Genomic DNA, 17,074 nt, shown 5'->3' on the forward strand with positions numbered 1-17,074 from the left:
TATGCGAATTTGACATAGTCAAACTCACATATTTATGGTTAAGAAAAATGGGTCCTTATTCCGCATTCGGGTAAATCATTGTTTTAGGATCTACATAACGGTCAAATTCCTCTTCTGTTAATAACCCTGACTGGATGGCTGCTTCTTTTAATGTCAAACCTTCCTTATGGGCTGTTTTTGCGATTTTTGCCGCATTTTCATAGCCGATATATGGATTTAAAGCGGTAACGAGCATTAATGAATTTTTTAAGTTGGCTTCAAGCACTTCCATATTTGGCTCGATGCCAATCGCACAATGATCGTTGAAAGATTTCATCGCATCTGCTAATAAGCGTGCAGATTGCAGGAAATTATAAATGATTACAGGCTTGAACACGTTCAGTTCAAAGTTCCCTTGAGAGGCAGCAAACGCAATTGTTGCATCATTTCCGATAACTTGTGTGACGACCATTGTTAGTGCTTCACTTTGCGTTGGATTTACTTTCCCTGGCATGATAGAAGAACCTGGTTCGTTTTCGGGAATTGTAATTTCGCCAATACCAGAGCGCGGTCCACTTGCAAGCCAGCGCACGTCATTGGCAATTTTCATTAAGTCAGCAGCTAAAGCTTTTAGTGCGCCATGTGCTGCAACAATTTCGTCGTGACTTGTGAGCGCGTGAAATTTATTTTCAGAGGAAGTGAAGTTTTTCCCCGTTAGCGCGCTAATTTCAGCGGCTGTACGATCACCGAATTCAGGGTGTGCATTAATGCCCGTACCGACAGCTGTACCGCCAATTGCGAGTTCCTTCATAAACTGCGTGTTCACCATAATAATTTTTTCGCATTTTTTCAGCATATGATGCCAACCGCTAATTTCTTGGCCAAGAGTTAGTGGCGTTGCATCTTGTAAATGGGTGCGCCCAATTTTTATAATATCTTTAAAGTCGATTGATTTTTCTTTTAAAGTTGCTTGTAAAAGGTGCAAGCGCGGCATTAAATAGTTTTCTACACTATCAACAGCTGCAATGTGAAGGGCAGTTGGAAATGTATCGTTAGAACTTTGCGATTTATTAACGTCATCATTTGGATGCACTTGCTCACTAGAACTTTGCGCGACTAATTTTTCATTCGCCAAATAGGCAATGACTTCATTCACATTCATGTTTGTTTGTGTACCACTACCAGTTTGCCAAACGACAAGAGGGAAGTGGTCATCCCATTTTCCTGCGATAATTTCATTTGCTGCTTCGACAATTGCATCTGCCTTAATTTTAGAAAGCTTACCTAATTTTTGATTGGCTAAGGACGCGGATTTCTTTAATATGGCCATAGCACGTATCACTTCAATGGGCATTTTTTCGGTTCCAATTTGGAAGTTTTCTTTACTACGCTGTGTTTGAGCTCCCCAAATTTTATTTGTCGGCACATGAACAGTACCTAAAGTGTCCTTTTCAATACGATATTCCAAATTAAACGACCTCTTTTCATCGATTATATTCAATATTATAGTATTACCCGTTTTTAAAAGAAAAAATGGCAAATCACGTTAAATATTTGCCATTCTTCCTAATATAAAAATGTCATAATTGCATTTCGAACCTGAACTGGGGGGAACGGTTTCGAAAAGGTGTTAAAACTAAGATGTTAATCTCTTGTTGATAATGATAATCTTTATCAATTGGAAAGTCAACAAGAAGTAATATAAGAAAATTGACCAAAAATAAACAACACCTTATTTTAATCGCCCATAGCCGGTTAAAATAAGATGTTGTTTTGTATTGTATTCAATTAACGTTCCACCTTTTCGGATGATTAAATAATTTTCACGTAAAAGTCACGGCCATTTGTTAAACCTAAAATCTCACTATTTTTTTCGCGTTTATAGTAATCTGCAATAATATTTGCAAGTCCCGCATAACCATTTAAAAGTGTACCAGTTTTAATTTCCTTTGCGATATTATGAAATTCAAAATAGGTTAATGTGTCTTCATTCATCCCGTTTAAAATTATTTCAATATCAGCAAGTGAAATGTGAATACCTCTTGTATAGCGGCATTCACGTTTATAAGTATGATGTTGGATGTTGATAGGTATAACTTCTGTGATCATTGAAATTTGGTTCATCTTTTTTCCTCCTTAATAACTAAGTATTTATGTGTATAAAGTTATTATAGCAAAAATGAAAATAAGTAGTCAGAAAATTTTATAAATTACTACCAATCATCACCTCGCTGAATTTCCTCTGCTACCATTTGAAGGTCATAGGCGTTGATTATCAAACGTCTGTACTCGATGTGTTGCTCTTGATATTTTTCGATTAATTTTAAAACGTACTTAGGAGAACCTTCATTTTCTTCGTCATACACAAGTAACGCGCCATCCGTATTATCAATAATGAACTTATCCTTTTCGATAAATTGCCATGGTGCTTCATAGGGTCTTTTAGTTACGCTAGTCACAAAATCGGCCTCATTCATTATATGCATATAGGTTGCCTGTTTATGCTCATTCCAATTTTTTTCTTGATCTAGGAAAGGGGTAATGATGGAGTATTTCAAATGTGGAAATTCCTCCTTGAGCGTAATAACAATTTGGGCTGTCCACGTTTCAACGCCTTGTTGACCACTAATAATCACCCATTCTAAGCCATCATCAATTAAAATACGGAGCTGGTTTTCTAGTGCCTTCTTTATTATTTCAACTCCAGGATGCTTGTCGTTAAAAATACCGAGTTCATGTGGTCGATAGCCTGTGACGAATAGAGATTTCAATGTTAATCATTCCTTTCGTATGGGTTATTGATGATACCTAATTATAATACAAAAGCTCACCGATTCACGAGTGCATGAAAGGGTGAGCTGTTTTATCTAATTTGAAAACACTTCTTTTATTTGCGAAATGGCCCAGTCTAAATCTTCTTTTGAAATAATTAATGGTGGGGCAAAACGAATGACTGTATGATGTGTTTCTTTGCACAATAATTTTCTTTCAGCAAGCTTCTCGCAATAAGGTCTAGCTGCTTCATGCAATTCGATTCCAATGAACAGTCCGCGCCCACGAATTTCTTTAATTATCGGATTTTGAATGGCTTGTAGTTGTTCTTTAAAGTAGTTTCCTAATTCTAATGAGCGTTTTGCAAGCTGTTCTTCTTCTAAAACCTCAAGTGCGGCGATTGAAACGGCACAGGCAAGTGGATTTCCACCAAATGTAGAACCATGCGAGCCTGGGTTAAAAACGCCAAGAATATCATCATTTGCGACAACTGCTGAAATTGGATATACGCCGCCACCGAGAGCCTTACCTAAAATTAAAACATCAGGAATAATATTTTCCCATTCATAGGCAAACATTTTTCCGGTACGTGCGAGCCCAGTCTGAATTTCATCTGCAATAAATAACACATTATGCTCTTTACACAGTGCGTAGGCCGCTTGAATAAAGCCTGCTGGTGGAACAATAATACCTGCTTCACCTTGAATCGGTTCGACAATAAACGCAGCTGTATTCGGAGTGATTGCTGCTTTTAACGCATCAATATCCCCGTAAGGTATTAGCATAAAACCTGGTAGCATCGGACCAAATCCACGTTTGTACTCGGCTTCTGATGATAATGAAACGGCAGCCATTGTACGTCCGTGGAAGTTCCCGTTACAGCCAATGATTTGAGCTTGATCTGCCGGGATACCCTTTACATCATAGCTCCAGCGACGAGCTGTTTTAATAGCGGTCTCAACAGCCTCAGCCCCAGTGTTCATCGGAAGCACCATGTTTTTACCTGTCAGTTTGCATACTTTTTCATACCATACCCCTAATGTCGCACTGTGAAATGCGCGTGAAGTAAGTGTTACACAATCCGCTTGATCTTTCAGTGCTTGAATAATTTTAGGGTGGCGATGTCCTTGATTTAGCGCAGAATATGCGGATAGCATATCCATGTAGCGATTTCCTTCTGGATCGGTCACCCATACACCTTCTGCCTTTTCAATAACGATCGGCAGTGGATGATAATTATGTGCGCCAAATTTCTCGGTTTGATTAATGAATTGCTGTGATCTTGTTGTCATGATAATCCCCCTCATAGGTTAATAGGAAAGTCACTTTACAAAAGAAAAAGCGTAATCAAGATTAAATCGTAGACGGCTTCTTCCATATTAATGTTAACAGAATACCAAATGCTAACACAACTGCTGCGAAGTAATATGGGTAGTTAATATCGATATCGAATAGCATACCACCTAAAATTGGACCAAAAATATTCGCTAAACTCGTAAACATCGAGTTCATACCACCAACAAATCCTTGCTCATTGCCTGCGATCTTTGATAAATAACTCGTAACAGCAGGTCTAAATAAGTCAAAGCCAACGAAAACGATAAATGTTGTTAGTAAAATCGCAAAATAAGAGTGAACGAACGTCATTAAAAACACTAAAATAGCTGATAAAATTAAGCTATATCGAATTAATTTGATTTCGCCCCATTTTCTCGCGAGTCGGTCGAATAACAAAATTTGTGCAGCGGCTCCGAAAATCGCACCACCTGTTATAATGATCGCGATATCCATTGGCGTGAAGCCAAATTTATGGTCCACAAATAAACTAAAGAACGATTCGAATGCAGCAAGACCAAATGATGCAACGAAAATTAAAATAAAGGCGATAAAGTACATTGGTGCAAAAATACGCTTGAAACCAGATTGTTGAGTAGGTGCGTTTTCAATATTTTCAGCATTTCGCTCAGGTTCACGTAATAAAATAAGTGACAGAATCCCGGCGAATGTACCAAGCCCACCAGCAAAGAAGAATGGCACACGTGTTCCGATATCCGCTAAAAACCCACCGATACCTGGTCCGATAATAAAGCCTGTACTAATCGCAGCTGACATATATCCAAGTGCTTTTGGACGTGTTTCTAATGTCGTAATATCCGCTATAAATGCCGTAACAGCTGGCATAATAAAGGCAGCACTAATTCCGCCTAAAACTCGTGAAATAAATAGAACTTCAATCGTTGTTCCAAGCCCGAATAAAAATTCTGAAGCGCCGAAAATAAATAAACCGAGGACAATCATAATTTTTCGTCCGTATTTATCCGCAGCTCGTCCAGCTATAGGGGAGAAGATAAGTTGTGAAACGGCGAATGCTGCTGTTAAATAACCAATAACCTGCCCGCTAAGTTGTAGTTCATTCATTAATGTAGGAAGTACTGGAATGATTAAACCAATACCTATAAAAGCAATGAACAAATTCATTAAAAGTAGTCCTAGGGTGACTTTTTGTTCTTTCATGTTAAAATTTCTCCTTAATGTATTTCGATTTTTTTCGTATCTTTCTAAAATAAACCCTATAGTAACTATAGAGTCAATGATTTCCTATTTCATTTTAGAAGGTGGTGTGAGATTTGTTACGTTAGTTTGACTTTTAACTCCACAATAAATTCATCCGTTTCATTCGGTGCGTAATTCGTCGGCATAAAAATTTCATAAACAATGGGAATGATCGATAATTGATTTTCTTCTATATAATGACGCAATTTTTGATATTGCTCGAAATACATAGCCTCCGTAAATTTAAAAGCAATGCAAATATAGCGTCCTTCAGGTGTTGTTTGGACATCCATTTCCGGAGTTAAATTTGTAATATAACGATCGGTTAGTAGTGGTGTGAAAATATGATCATACGTAATCTCTTCAATGTTCCTATATGATGCGTACTTAAACATGCAGCCATAACGACTGCTAATTGTCGTATTTTCAATTTCTAAAGTTTTAAGCAAGGAGCTATAATATGAATTTGGAATATAGCTTGCATTGAGCTTTTCAGGTGCAATTGTTAAAATGCGGATAGCTTCTTCATGTTTTTCATAAACTTCATTAAAGACGTTAATTGCGATTTGTTCTTGCATTTGTTTTTTTGATTTAAAGAGGCTTTGTTGAATTTCGATAAGGCGATTAATTTGGTCTTCAATAACGGATTCCTGTTGTTCTAAAAAGGTTAATAATTGAACGGGGGTAAATTGCTGGGCGGCTTTAATTTCCTCTAAAGATGTCCCGACATATTTTAGTGATTTTATAATATCTAAATAATATAATTGCGAGTCTTTATAATAACGATAATTCGTTTTTTTATCGACATAGGAGGGCTTAAATAACCCAATTTGGTCGTAGTAACGCAATGTTTGAATTGAAATATTTGTTAGCTTTGCTACTTCGCCAATAGAATAATATAGTTCCATAGTGCACTCCTTATTAGTGATTCATCTTTTACATAAAAAATAGAAAAGACATAACTAGGGACGTTTTGCACCTAAGTTATGTCTTTCTATTGTAGCATTAGGAGAGGATTTCCGTATTCTTTACGCGGCTACGTTGACTACTTGAATAGCCAATGAGTAAGACAATAAGTGCAAATGCCACAATGCTTCCAGCGAAAATTAATGGAGCTTTATACGAATTAAAATACGTTTCTAAACGTCCTGCAAGAAGAGGACCGATAATTTGCCCGAGCGCATAAAACGTTGTGAGCATCGAAACAACATAGGCGCTTTGCTTTGGAAATAGCTGACGCCCGTAGCCAGTTGTCATCGTAACGAGCCCAACAAATGTGAAGCCATATAAAAAGGCGGATAACAGCACGCTCCAAACCGATTGTGAAAGCACAGGTAATAAAATACCAAGCACTTGTAGAGCATAGGCAATCGCCATCATTGAAATGATAGAAAAGCGTGACATGAGATGCATCCATAATGGAGCAGATGGAATGGCAGCTAGTCCAACAATGACCCAGCTATAGCCTGCATATGCTCGTAACGGTTCAATATTATAAATAATATCTACTAAAAATGTGCCGGTAATAATATAGCCAAGCCCTTCAAAACCATAAGCGACAATGAGCCAAGGCATAAAACCACGCCAAATATTTGTATCATCCGATTTTGTAAACTTTTCCCCATTTTGAACTTTTATATTGCGCCATAATAAAATGGTCGTTAGTAAAAATAGGAGGGATAAGATGCCGAGTCCAATCCACGTACCTTGCCAAGCAAATGAAGCTTCTATGAAAGGGACAAATAACCCGGAAATGGCAATGCCGAGACCAATTCCACTAAATACATAGCCACTCCAACGCGTTAATAAATTCGCTGCTAAGTAATCCATGACAATACTCGAAGTCAGTACGAAAATAAAGCCTCCTGTTGCACCTGCAATAAAGCGTAAAACAATCCAAATACCATAAGAATCAATCCAACCCATTAATAAGATGGAAATGATGTTAATAATGACATTCGCGATAACAAATTGCTTTTTATTACGCAAAATAAAGCCTGCACCTAATGCACCAATAAAATAACCGACATAGTTGCTAGAAGCGAGCCAGCCCCCTTGTGAAAAGCTTAATCCTTCATCCACTCGCATAAATGGTAAGATCGGTGTAAAAGCAAAGCGGCTAATGCCCATTGCAATGACTAAAAATAAAATTCCTCCAAAAATAACCCCTGCATGTTGCCGATTCATGAACATTCCCCCTCAAAATTCATTTTCCTATTAAGTTCTATTGTAACATTTGGAAATTTCAGATTAAAAGGGGTGTTTGAAAAATGTTTGGGAACTTAATTTGAAATTTATAAAAACCGACTAATGCACTGTTATGCAAACGCTTTAGTCGGCTTGATATAAATTCCTATTTAAAAATCCATTAGATCACCAAAAGTTCGGTTTAACGATCATCAACCATAATAAAATCCCCATCAAAAAAATATATTTCCAAGTTGCGTTTTTTATCATCGAAATAAAGTTTTCTTTTACAAAGCCATTCGATTTAGCATAAGTCATAGCGGGTTTAAATGCGCGGGCCATAAAAAATAAAGAAGCAAACATGACGATAAATGTAAGAATGACCCATGAAGTTTTCCATGACCAACCACTAAACCAAATAAGTAATAGGCCTGAGGGAACAACGACATGTCCTCCATTTGCAATTGCTCGTAAAATGCCTTGTATCGATTGGACGTAACCACCAACTTGTTCTGAGGGGGCATCTTTCATTCGATTAAGTAAAGGGAAAATAGCGAATAAAGGTCCCATTGAAACAATAGCGCTTAAAATATGTGTGTATAATATAATTGTATAAAGCATTTAAATACCTCACAAATTATTAGATTTACTTTCATTCTAACATAAAGCAAATATACCCCGGCATACCGATGTACGGAATTGGCTTATATTAACTCTGGATGTTTGTCTAAATTCGTCATAACTATACGATCAGGATGAACTGACCAGCATCGTGCAAGGTGCAAAAATAGGATTAAAAAAAGCAAGCTATGCATATTCGCATAACTTGCTCTTTCCTATATGAAAATACCCCTTAAGAATGAACTGGTGTTTCCTTATCCGCCATTGATGCTTCACGTTCTTTTGCTTTTTGTTTTTTCAACTTATTCACATCAGAACGTAGTAATAATGAAATACCAAACGAGATGGCAATTAAGAAGCTAAATACATAGAAAACAGGTATATAGCTATTTGTTGCTTCTTTAATAGCAGACACAATGATTGGTCCGAAAATACCACCTAGTGACCAAGTTGTTAATAAATAACCATGAATGACACCAAGTTGCTTCGTTCCAAATAAGTCACTTGCAAATGCCGGTAAGTTCGAGAAACCGCCGCCGTAACAACTAACAACTAGGAAAATGAATAATTGGAATAAAATAACATTAGTTGTGAATGGTAATGTTAGGAACGCAATTAATTGGATAGCAAAGAAAATAACGAATACGTTTGAACGTCCAATATAATCGGATGCAGCAGCCCAAATAAGGCGACCACCACCGTTAAATAATCCCATAAGTCCTACCATTGTTGCAGCAGATGCTACGGACAGCCCAACGATTTCTTGTGCCATTGGTGATGCAACTGAAATCATCATGAGACCTGAAGTAACATTGATTAAGTGCATGCCCCAAAGCATCCAGAAATGTTTTGTACGAACTGCTTCACGTGCAGACATTTGAGCAATTTCTTGTGTTTTTTTATTACCACCTGTTGCGACCATTTCTTCTACATCACCTGGTTTAGGTGGTGCAATATAAAGTGCACCTAAAATCATTAATGTGAAGTAACTGATCCCTAAAATGAAATACGTATTCGAAATACCAACAGATTCCATTAAGCTTACTGCCACAGGTGCAGTAATTAATGAGCCCGATCCGAACCCTAGTACAGCCATACCGGTTGCTAAGCCGCGTTTATTAGGGAACCATTTTACCAATGTCGAAACGGGTGCGATATAACCAATCCCCATCCCTAATCCACTAAGTAGACCGTATGTGAGCCAATATAAGACAACTGAGTCCATTGAAATGGCTAGTCCTGCTCCACCTTGACCTAATCCGAATAGGACAGCAGCAACCATAGCTGCTTTTCGTGGACCTAATTTTTCTACGATTCCACCGAATAATGCCGCTGAGAAACCAGCTAATCCCATCATTATTGTAAACGCAATTGTAATTTGCGATGCTTCCCAACCTAATTCCGTTGCAATTGGATTTTTATACACACTGTATGCATAAGCCCCACCAATTGAAAGGTGAATGGCAATTGCAGATAAAGCAATAAGCCAACGATTCTTTTTCATGATATTCCCCCTAATTCAAAAGAAAATTGCGATAGTGCAATAATTTTCTCTTTCAAGTAAATATGTCTAATCTATGAACGTCCATAACAACAATTTAACATCAAATTATTATGTTAGGCAAGTTAAAATTTTAAAAAAAGTTATGTCGGAAAAACATAAATTCCTTTTTTCGTGTATAAAAATTGTACTTAATGAACTAATTGTATAGATGGATTAATCTGTAGTAACGTTGATAAATCAACGTTTTGGATAATTTTCTTTAGAAGAATGAATGTGTAGAGTATAAACGATGAGGTGAAAATATGACAGATTCGAAAAGTACTATAAATTCTGCTTAAATAATAAAAATACCTAAGTTATCTAATTTTTTTCTAAAAAACTTGATTTGTAAATGTGGTGGTATTCCTTTTTGTACAATAGTATAACAGTTGATAGTACAGTTAAAATTAATTGGAAGTAGTATTATGCACTGATATATCAATAGATTTGAAGAGAAATCTGAATATTGATAGTCCTATTTGAGGTTTTCTAGTTATAAAAAACGAGCTGTTTATAACAGTTTTACGGAAATGATATTTATGCTGTTTCGAGAGGTATGTTTTAATTGCGTAGAAAATATATTGGTTTATTTGAATGGGAAGTTTAGTTGTTTATTTATAAAATCTTTTAATTATTGCTTGCGAAAATTAGCGGGTATTAGTGGGGGAGACGTTTGTATAATTTATGCATGTTGAATTGGTGGTTTTTCATCAAACTATTTGACGCGTTGGAGAGAGTTCTATAAAGTCGAATTAACTTGTTTCATTAGAAGGCCTCTAATTTTATATGTGTGGGCTGAAACAAGTGAATGACGAGGTATATTTGATTGATAGAAAGAGGTAAAAAATGCGTGCAATTAATCCTAATGAATTAACGGAGCGAGAGAATTATAAATTTTTAATTGGCTCGATTATCCCGCGTCCGATTGCATTGATTACGTCAATGTCAGGAGAAGGTGTTGTGAATGCAGTGCCGTTCAGCTTTTTTAATATTGTTTCATCGAATCCGCCCATGATTTCGGTAAGCATTCAAAGGAAGCAAGGCGAAATGAAAGATACAGCACGTAATATAAAAGAAAATCAGCAATTTGTTGTACATATTGTAGATACTAAAAATGTAGAAAAAGTAAATGGAACCGCAGCGAATTTAGCGCCAGAAGAAAGTGAAGTCGAAAAAGTGGGATTGACATTGGTTGATAGTACGACAATTCGAGTGCCAGGTATTAAAGAGGCCAAAATCCGAATTGAATGCGAGCTTGAAACGACTTTAGAACTTGGTGGAGTGGGGGAAAGTAAGGGCTGTGATTTAGTTATTGGTAAAGTAACCCACTATCATATAGAAGATAGTATTTATGATAATGGGCGAATTGACCCGAAGAAATTAGCTGCTATTAGTCGTTTGGCGGGGAATGACTATGCAGAAATAGGAAAGCAATTTACAATAGAGCGTCCAATTTAAAGGAGGAAAAATAATGTTACAAATAAAAACAGTAGAAATCTTTAATATTGAATTACCATTAATTGAGCCATTTATCGTTAGCTATGGTACATATCCAAATATGCCTTCAATCATTGTAAAAATGACAACACAATGTGGTCTAATCGGTTGGGGAGAAGCGGTTCCAGATGAGCATGTAACTGGTGAAACGTTAGAGGGAACGTATGCGATATTAAAGCATACATTAGCACCTGCAATGATCGGTGAAAACCCAATGAATTTCGAGGCGCTTCATGCCAAAATGGACGCACTTATTTATAGTGCACCGGCAGCAAAAGCAGCGATTGATATTGCGTGCTTCGATGTTGTCGGTAAAAAGTTAAATGTGCCAGCGTATCAATTAACAGGTGGTCGCTATCATGAAAAATTCCCGATTACGCACGTATTAAGTATTGGGACGCCTGAAAAAATGGCCAATGAAGCAGCAGAGCGTGTAGAAATGGGTTACAGTTCATTCAAAATGAAAGTTGGACGTGATGTGGCAAGTGATGTCGCACGAATTCAAGCGGTCCGTGAACGTATCGGCAAGGACATTGCGATTCGCGTGGATGTAAACCAAGGCTGGGTAAACAGTTCGACAACGATGCAAGCGGTTCGTGAATTAGAGCGTCTAAATATTGATTGGCTAGAACAGCCGGTACGCGCGGATGATATTGATGGCATGGTAGAGATTAAATCAAAAACAGCGATTCCAATGATGATTGATGAAGGTTTACGTGGTTTCCGTGATATGCGTGAAATTATCGCAAAACGGGCAGCAGATAAGGTAAATATTAAGTTGATGAAATGTGGGGGCATTTATCCTGCGATGAAGCTGGCACATATGGCTGGAATGGCGGGCATTGAATGTCAAATCGGTTCTATGGTTGAATCTTCTGTTGGTTCAGCAGCAGGATTCCATGTAGCATTTTCAAATAAAGCATTTACAAGCGTTGAGCTAACAGGACCACTTAAATTCTCAAAAGACATCGGGAATCTTCAATATAATGTACCGTTTATTCAGTTAAACGAAAAACCTGGCTTAGGTATTGAAGTGGATGAAACAATTTTAGCTGAATTAACGCGTGAAAAAGATGTGGTACAGTAAATGATTGCAACAGGTTTTTTAGGGGAAGCACCCTATGAAGTAGAAGTGTTAACAGAGGCACATATTCCGCAGTTAATGATTTTGCAGCAAGAGGTTGTAGCAGCATTGCCAGACAAAGCGATTTTACAGCCGCTAGATGAGGACGAGCTACGCAATATTTTACAAGGAAACGGCCTTATGATCGGTGTTTTTGTAAAAGGTTCACTAATGGCTTTCCGTGCGTTACTAAAGCCTGGAGTGGATGAAGAACATCTTGGACTGGATGTCGGTTTGACAACGGATGCACAGTTAAAACAGGTGCTTTATCAAGAAATTTCGAATGTACATCCACAATTTCGAGGGCATGGTTTACAGCGAACAATGGCGGATATCATTATGCAGCAAGTGGATACGAATAAATTTAGCGTTATTTGTGCGACGGTGATGCCGTTTAATATTGCGAGTTTAAAGGATAAATTTTCACAAGGGATGCATGTCGCAGCTTTGAAGTATAAATACGGTGGTAAGTTACGCTATGTATTTGCCAAGTTTTTAAACGAGGAAGTAGGGCATTTCGCAAGCGAGGTGGAACTCTCAATGGCGGATACAGAGGACCAACAAACATTACTTAATGAAGGTTATATCGGTATTGCAATGCGTCAATATGAGTCGGAATGGCTCGTAAAATATGTAAAATAACGGCAAAAAGGATGGGGCGCGTAAATTAAAACGTTAGCCACATCCTTTATTGTTTTATGGATTCCATGAAATTGTAAGCTCCCTAATTAAATATCGTTATCGTCAAAACTGTCTAAATCGTAAAAATCTTGATCATCTTCGAATAAATAAGATAAATCATTTTCATCTGGATCGATATAAGTGTAGTTTGTCATCTACATCATCTCCTTTTTCTAATGATACAATATTCTGAATGTTTTTGGAAGTGTTTTATATCGAGTGAAATGCAAGGTGGAAATACTGAAAACGCTTTAAATATGAAGAATACAGCATTGGTCGCGCTTTCGAATTTTGAAAAAAATTTAAAAAATAGAATGCAATTATTAATCGAAACCAATTCAAATACTGAATCGTACAAGTTGGAGAATAATGGAGGGGTGTGCTTTAGTTGTGAACGAAAAAAGCCATTTAACGATGTAGGTGAACATTATCAAAAGAATATGGGCGGAATTCCAAGTAATGTGAATTTGAAGAAAATGCCGAAATCAATTCAAAATCTAGACGCAATTACGCCGAGTCGTAATTGATTATACTCATTCTATTGAGCTGGCTCATAAGCTGAGGCATATAAATTATCTTGAAATCGAATGAAATCTATTATTCTACCTATATAAAACATCTCTAAAATTGTGTACATTTTCTTGTACCTTTTTGGAGGTGTTTTTTTTGTATCTCTAATCAGCAGGAAATTAATGTATAATAAATTTACGAATATTCTTACAAATTTTCAATTTAAGGTGAGGTACTAATAAAACAAGCTAGAAATCAAGGGGGAAGGAAATGATTCGCGCATTTAAAATAGGACTCATGATTGAGCTAACGAACCGAAAAAATATGTTCTCCATACTAATTGTCATGTGTATCGTTTTTGGTTGTATGTTTTACATAAAGTCTCAAGCAATTGGGGATGGTGTTGTCGAAAAAAGGGCAGATTTTTATTCTGCTCAGGCAGCGCTTTCCAAATTCCAAGTTGTCGATGCTTCTGAAAATGGTGACGGGAGCGATTTGTATAAAAACTTAAATCAACAAAAAAGTGCGGTCGCCTTGCAAATTGCTACGTTAAAATTTGAACAACCACCGCTATATTTTGAAACATCTTTGCGAATTGCTGATTTGCGTGAAAAAGCATTTGATCTAGAAGAGTATGAGAAAGTAGCGGATTTATATCCGTCTCGTATAAAAAATACGATGAACCAACTATATTATACGTTTTTAGTGGAAGATGGCAGTAGAGGCATTCAAGAGCCGCTACACTACTTCCCGTTCTTATTATACTTCTTTAGTTTGATTGGGGCTTGGTGGTATGTGTTTGTCAGCTTTTATACGAGCTCTATTTTGTTGGATGACTTTGAACATTCAAGTTTAATAAAAGGCTTTCCGATTCGTTTTGATCAGTATATATTCACGAAATGCATTACGGCCTTTTTGTATATTTTGTCATTTATCGTGGTCATATTTATTTGTGCACTACCTCTATTGCGAAATGGAAAAGGGGATGCGCGCTATCCAGTCGCTATTTATAATGGAGAACCCGCACTTTATACGACCCTTCAATATATAGGTATAGGGATTTTCTATATGTTACTTATTTCAATTTTCGTTATGTTATTTTCAATAATATTGAATGTATTATTAAAAAATATGTATTTAACGTTATTTGTTCATGTCATTTTATTTTCCTTACCGACAATGTTTCCGGCGCTTATTCAATTCATACCGTATAATCCATTCCACTTTATGAATTTTAATCAAGTGCTGCGTGGTGTTCCGCTTGAGCTCACAGTTCCCGTTGATATTACGATGAATGTAGGGGTGCTCGTAATTAGCATTAGTATTGGCATTATGCTGTTTATTATTAAGACATTCTTTTCAACAGGAAAAATCACAAGGGCATAGGGGGGCTGCAAATGTGGGGGTATTTTAAGTTTGAATGGGTGCAGTTTTTTACAAATAAGAAAAATGTAGCGATTTACTGTTTACTGTTATTTGCCGTTATTTTTTATTCATTAAGAGTTGCACCAGCCTATGATCCAATCGAAAAGGTAGATGTGGATGAGATTGAAGCACGCTATTTAACGAGAGCGACATTTCTTCAGGATATGGCGATGAAAGATTTAACGGGTTCGCATCCCTCTGTATTTATGGCGATAGATATTTTTAACTATATTAATCCGTATGATCAAAAGCGACTGGATGCGTTGGACCGAGGAGATTTGAGTGCTTATGCTGAGGCAACGAGTGAGTGGTATGACATTACAAATAGCTTTACCTATCAAAATGGGTCGTTCTTTTACAACCCACGTTACTATACATATGGTAGCCAATATGCAGAAGACAATGCGTTTTATGCATACTTTGAAAATGCAAAGCGCTACGAAATGTTTGCGAAAGCAGATTATGATTTATCGATTGCCTTGTTTGAGCAAAGGACAGCATTGCAAACGTTGGAAAGGTTATTAAATGGTCCGCTACCAGTTATTTTAATCGGATGTGCGCTCTTGCTAGCCATAGACATTGTAACGAAGGACAGACGTAATCCAACAATTTTAAGAGGCTTTCCTATTGCAGACTGGAAAAAACTTTTTGTGAAAGGTTTTGTTGCATTATTAGGGGGAATTGTATTGTTCATCCCTATTTTGATAGGGATTGTCATTATTGGGTTGCAAAGTGGTTTTGGTCATTTTGGAATACCGGTACCGTACTATACGGCAAACGTAAATTGGATGCAAGAAGGGCTACTGGATGTGATGAGCCTCGGTATGTTTTTTACACAATGTTTCCTACTGTTAATGATGTGGTTTATTGTCATCATCACAGTCGTCTTACTAAGCAGTGTTGTTTTCCGTAATGAACTGGTGAATTTGGCGATCGGGATGCTCATTATTTTTGGCGAGAATTTTTACTTTAGCCGTGGGGTAGGGTTTTTCTGGTCGGTGGAAAATTATCCGACTTCCTATATACAAGTGGGGCAAATTGTTTCGAAAATCCGAAATTATTACTATATGTCAGATCAATTAACGGTTGAGTTCGGTATAACTTTGCTCTTTACTTCCACTGTTATTGTAGTGATTTTGATGATGGTGATTGCATTAAATAGCCGTTTTAAGATGGTGAAATAGGGGGGAATAAGGTTGATTGAACTTCAAAATATAACGGTAGAATTTGCCGGTAAAAAGGTACTGAATGATATTAGTATTACTTTTCAGCAAGGTGAAATGATCGGGCTTGTCGCACCAAATGGCACTGGGAAATCGACTTTAATGAATGTCTTGATGAATTATTTAAAGGTGAACAATGGAAGTTTAATGTTTAAGGATGGGCTAAGCTATTCCAGTAAATCTAAAGAAGTGAAAATTCACCAATTTGTGTCCATGATGCCGGATCAAAGTGATTTATACAATTATTTAAGTGGTCGCGATCATTTAAAAATGTTTGCGACAATGTGGAAGTCCGATAAGAAGCTAATTGATGAAACGATTGAAGCGCTTAATATGGGGCATTATGTGAATAAAAAAACAGGTACTTATTCACTCGGTATGCGCCAACGTCTTTGTTTTGCTATGCAAATTGTTTCGAATACAGAAATTATGCTCATGGATGAAGTGATGAACGGTCTTGATCCAAACAATGTGGAAGTCATTTCGCACATGTTAATGAAGAAAAAAGAAGAGGGAAAAATGATTATAATAGCGTCGCATTTGCTGGATAACTTAGAAAAATACGCAGATCGTATCTTTTTGTTTAAAGAAGGTAAGCTGGTGGATGCCGATGAAATTGTTGCAACGTTTAGTGAGTCGATATTAACGACGTTGCGTGTGAAAAATATGCCGGAGCATGTAAAGCAAGCGCTTCTTCAGAGATATCCAGCGTTATCAGCACAAACATTAATCAATGGGATGACGCTCATTTCACTTGGTGCACTTAATCAAGAAGCGCTAAGCAGCATAACCGCATTTCTAGTAGAATGCAATTTACCTGAGTTTACATTCGGAAATGTGACATTGAATGATTTGTATGCGATGTATTATCATGAGATTATTTGAAATACGTCAAATTTATATTAAAAACGGTTATTTCCAGTTCTATTATAATTAGTATGGGGGATTGGTTTGGAAATA

At 36.9% G+C, this 17,074-nt stretch carries 16 protein-coding genes; 7 read left to right on the plus strand and 9 right to left on the minus strand.

Annotated features, from left to right (window positions below):
• Positions 1–55 precede the first annotated feature (55 nt).
• The 9 genes from fumC to ACQKIH_RS18580 form a co-directional block, all read right to left on the minus strand.
• Entirely contained in the window at positions 56–1,447 is a 1,392-nt protein-coding gene (gene fumC / locus ACQKIH_RS18540; protein ID WP_427768194.1) for a class II fumarate hydratase, read from the minus strand.
• Positions 1,448–1,791: 344 nt separating this feature from the next.
• Positions 1,792–2,103: a hypothetical protein gene (locus ACQKIH_RS18545; RefSeq protein WP_427768195.1), complete on the minus strand. Its 312-nt coding sequence runs from the start codon at positions 2,101–2,103 to the stop codon at positions 1,792–1,794.
• Positions 2,104–2,192: 89 nt separating this feature from the next.
• Positions 2,193–2,750 carry an SLOG family protein gene (locus tag ACQKIH_RS18550; RefSeq protein ID WP_427768196.1) on the minus strand — a complete coding sequence of 186 codons (558 nt, stop codon included), beginning with the start codon at positions 2,748–2,750 and terminating at the stop codon, positions 2,193–2,195.
• A 96-nt stretch (positions 2,751–2,846) separates the two neighbouring features.
• Positions 2,847–4,043 carry an ornithine--oxo-acid transaminase gene (locus tag ACQKIH_RS18555; protein ID WP_427768197.1) on the minus strand — a complete coding sequence of 399 codons (1,197 nt, stop codon included), beginning with the start codon at positions 4,041–4,043 and terminating at the stop codon, positions 2,847–2,849.
• A gap of 61 nt (positions 4,044–4,104) precedes the next feature.
• Positions 4,105–5,265 (minus strand): MFS transporter, encoded by a 1,161-nt coding sequence (locus ACQKIH_RS18560; RefSeq protein WP_057988445.1) that lies wholly within the window; start codon positions 5,263–5,265, stop codon positions 4,105–4,107.
• Between the two features lie 116 nt (positions 5,266–5,381).
• The gene (locus tag ACQKIH_RS18565) at positions 5,382–6,212 is read right to left on the minus strand and encodes a MerR family transcriptional regulator (RefSeq protein ID WP_427768198.1); all 831 of its coding nucleotides are present in this window, start codon (positions 6,210–6,212) and stop codon (positions 5,382–5,384) included.
• Between the two features lie 97 nt (positions 6,213–6,309).
• Positions 6,310–7,491, minus strand: a complete 1,182-nt coding sequence (locus ACQKIH_RS18570) for a YbfB/YjiJ family MFS transporter (protein WP_427768199.1) — start codon at positions 7,489–7,491, stop codon at positions 6,310–6,312.
• A gap of 186 nt (positions 7,492–7,677) precedes the next feature.
• Positions 7,678–8,112: a hypothetical protein gene (locus ACQKIH_RS18575; protein WP_057988451.1), complete on the minus strand. Its 435-nt coding sequence runs from the start codon at positions 8,110–8,112 to the stop codon at positions 7,678–7,680.
• A gap of 232 nt (positions 8,113–8,344) precedes the next feature.
• Entirely contained in the window at positions 8,345–9,616 is a 1,272-nt protein-coding gene (locus ACQKIH_RS18580) for an L-lactate MFS transporter (protein WP_057988452.1), read from the minus strand.
• Between the two features lie 885 nt (positions 9,617–10,501).
• On the opposite strand from ACQKIH_RS18580, the gene ACQKIH_RS18585 reads away from it, so the two are divergent.
• The 7 genes from ACQKIH_RS18585 to ACQKIH_RS18615 all read left to right on the plus strand — a co-directional run bounded on the left by ACQKIH_RS18585 (position 10,502) and on the right by ACQKIH_RS18615 (position 16,999).
• The gene (locus ACQKIH_RS18585) at positions 10,502–11,113 is read left to right on the plus strand and encodes a flavin reductase family protein (RefSeq protein WP_427768200.1); all 612 of its coding nucleotides are present in this window, start codon (positions 10,502–10,504) and stop codon (positions 11,111–11,113) included.
• 13 nt (positions 11,114–11,126) lie between these two features.
• Complete coding sequence (locus ACQKIH_RS18590) at positions 11,127–12,239, plus strand: mandelate racemase/muconate lactonizing enzyme family protein (protein ID WP_427768201.1); 1,113 nt, start codon at positions 11,127–11,129, stop codon at positions 12,237–12,239.
• A complete protein-coding gene (locus ACQKIH_RS18595) occupies positions 12,240–12,917 on the plus strand; it encodes a GNAT family N-acetyltransferase (RefSeq protein WP_427768202.1) in 678 nt (225 codons plus the stop codon).
• A 263-nt stretch (positions 12,918–13,180) separates the two neighbouring features.
• Complete coding sequence (locus tag ACQKIH_RS18600; RefSeq protein ID WP_427768204.1) at positions 13,181–13,483, plus strand: hypothetical protein; 303 nt, start codon at positions 13,181–13,183, stop codon at positions 13,481–13,483.
• Between the two features lie 253 nt (positions 13,484–13,736).
• On the plus strand, positions 13,737–14,852 hold the full coding sequence (locus ACQKIH_RS18605) for an ABC transporter (RefSeq protein ID WP_427768205.1): 1,116 nt from the start codon (positions 13,737–13,739) through the stop codon (positions 14,850–14,852).
• An 11-nt stretch (positions 14,853–14,863) separates the two neighbouring features.
• Positions 14,864–16,075, plus strand: coding sequence for an ABC transporter permease (locus ACQKIH_RS18610; protein WP_427768206.1), 1,212 nt, complete (start codon positions 14,864–14,866; stop codon positions 16,073–16,075).
• 12 nt (positions 16,076–16,087) lie between these two features.
• A complete protein-coding gene (locus ACQKIH_RS18615) occupies positions 16,088–16,999 on the plus strand; it encodes an ABC transporter ATP-binding protein (RefSeq protein ID WP_057988465.1) in 912 nt (303 codons plus the stop codon).
• Positions 17,000–17,074: the final 75 nt, after the last annotated feature.

This window comes from Solibacillus cecembensis (assembly GCF_050272495.1).
Classification (GTDB): domain Bacteria; phylum Bacillota; class Bacilli; order Bacillales_A; family Planococcaceae; genus Solibacillus; species Solibacillus cecembensis.

What these genes read in the sequence shown, in the direction of transcription:
- ACQKIH_RS18545 (WP_427768195.1), bottom strand. Translation starts at nt 2,103, where the DNA reads ATGAACCAAATTTCAATGATCACAGAAGTTATACCTATCAACATCCAA.
- ACQKIH_RS18600 (WP_427768204.1), top strand. Translation starts at nt 13,181, where the DNA reads ATGCAAGGTGGAAATACTGAAAACGCTTTAAATATGAAGAATACAGCA.
- ACQKIH_RS18575 (WP_057988451.1), bottom strand. Translation starts at nt 8,112, where the DNA reads ATGCTTTATACAATTATATTATACACACATATTTTAAGCGCTATTGTT.
- ACQKIH_RS18580 (WP_057988452.1), bottom strand. Translation starts at nt 9,616, where the DNA reads ATGAAAAAGAATCGTTGGCTTATTGCTTTATCTGCAATTGCCATTCAC.
- ACQKIH_RS18555 (WP_427768197.1), bottom strand. Translation starts at nt 4,043, where the DNA reads ATGACAACAAGATCACAGCAATTCATTAATCAAACCGAGAAATTTGGC.
- ACQKIH_RS18565 (WP_427768198.1), bottom strand. Translation starts at nt 6,212, where the DNA reads ATGGAACTATATTATTCTATTGGCGAAGTAGCAAAGCTAACAAATATT.
- ACQKIH_RS18590 (WP_427768201.1), top strand. Translation starts at nt 11,127, where the DNA reads ATGTTACAAATAAAAACAGTAGAAATCTTTAATATTGAATTACCATTA.
- ACQKIH_RS18585 (WP_427768200.1), top strand. Translation starts at nt 10,502, where the DNA reads ATGCGTGCAATTAATCCTAATGAATTAACGGAGCGAGAGAATTATAAA.
- ACQKIH_RS18560 (WP_057988445.1), bottom strand. Translation starts at nt 5,265, where the DNA reads ATGAAAGAACAAAAAGTCACCCTAGGACTACTTTTAATGAATTTGTTC.
- ACQKIH_RS18595 (WP_427768202.1), top strand. Translation starts at nt 12,240, where the DNA reads ATGATTGCAACAGGTTTTTTAGGGGAAGCACCCTATGAAGTAGAAGTG.
- ACQKIH_RS18605 (WP_427768205.1), top strand. Translation starts at nt 13,737, where the DNA reads ATGATTCGCGCATTTAAAATAGGACTCATGATTGAGCTAACGAACCGA.
- ACQKIH_RS18610 (WP_427768206.1), top strand. Translation starts at nt 14,864, where the DNA reads ATGTGGGGGTATTTTAAGTTTGAATGGGTGCAGTTTTTTACAAATAAG.
- ACQKIH_RS18570 (WP_427768199.1), bottom strand. Translation starts at nt 7,491, where the DNA reads ATGAATCGGCAACATGCAGGGGTTATTTTTGGAGGAATTTTATTTTTA.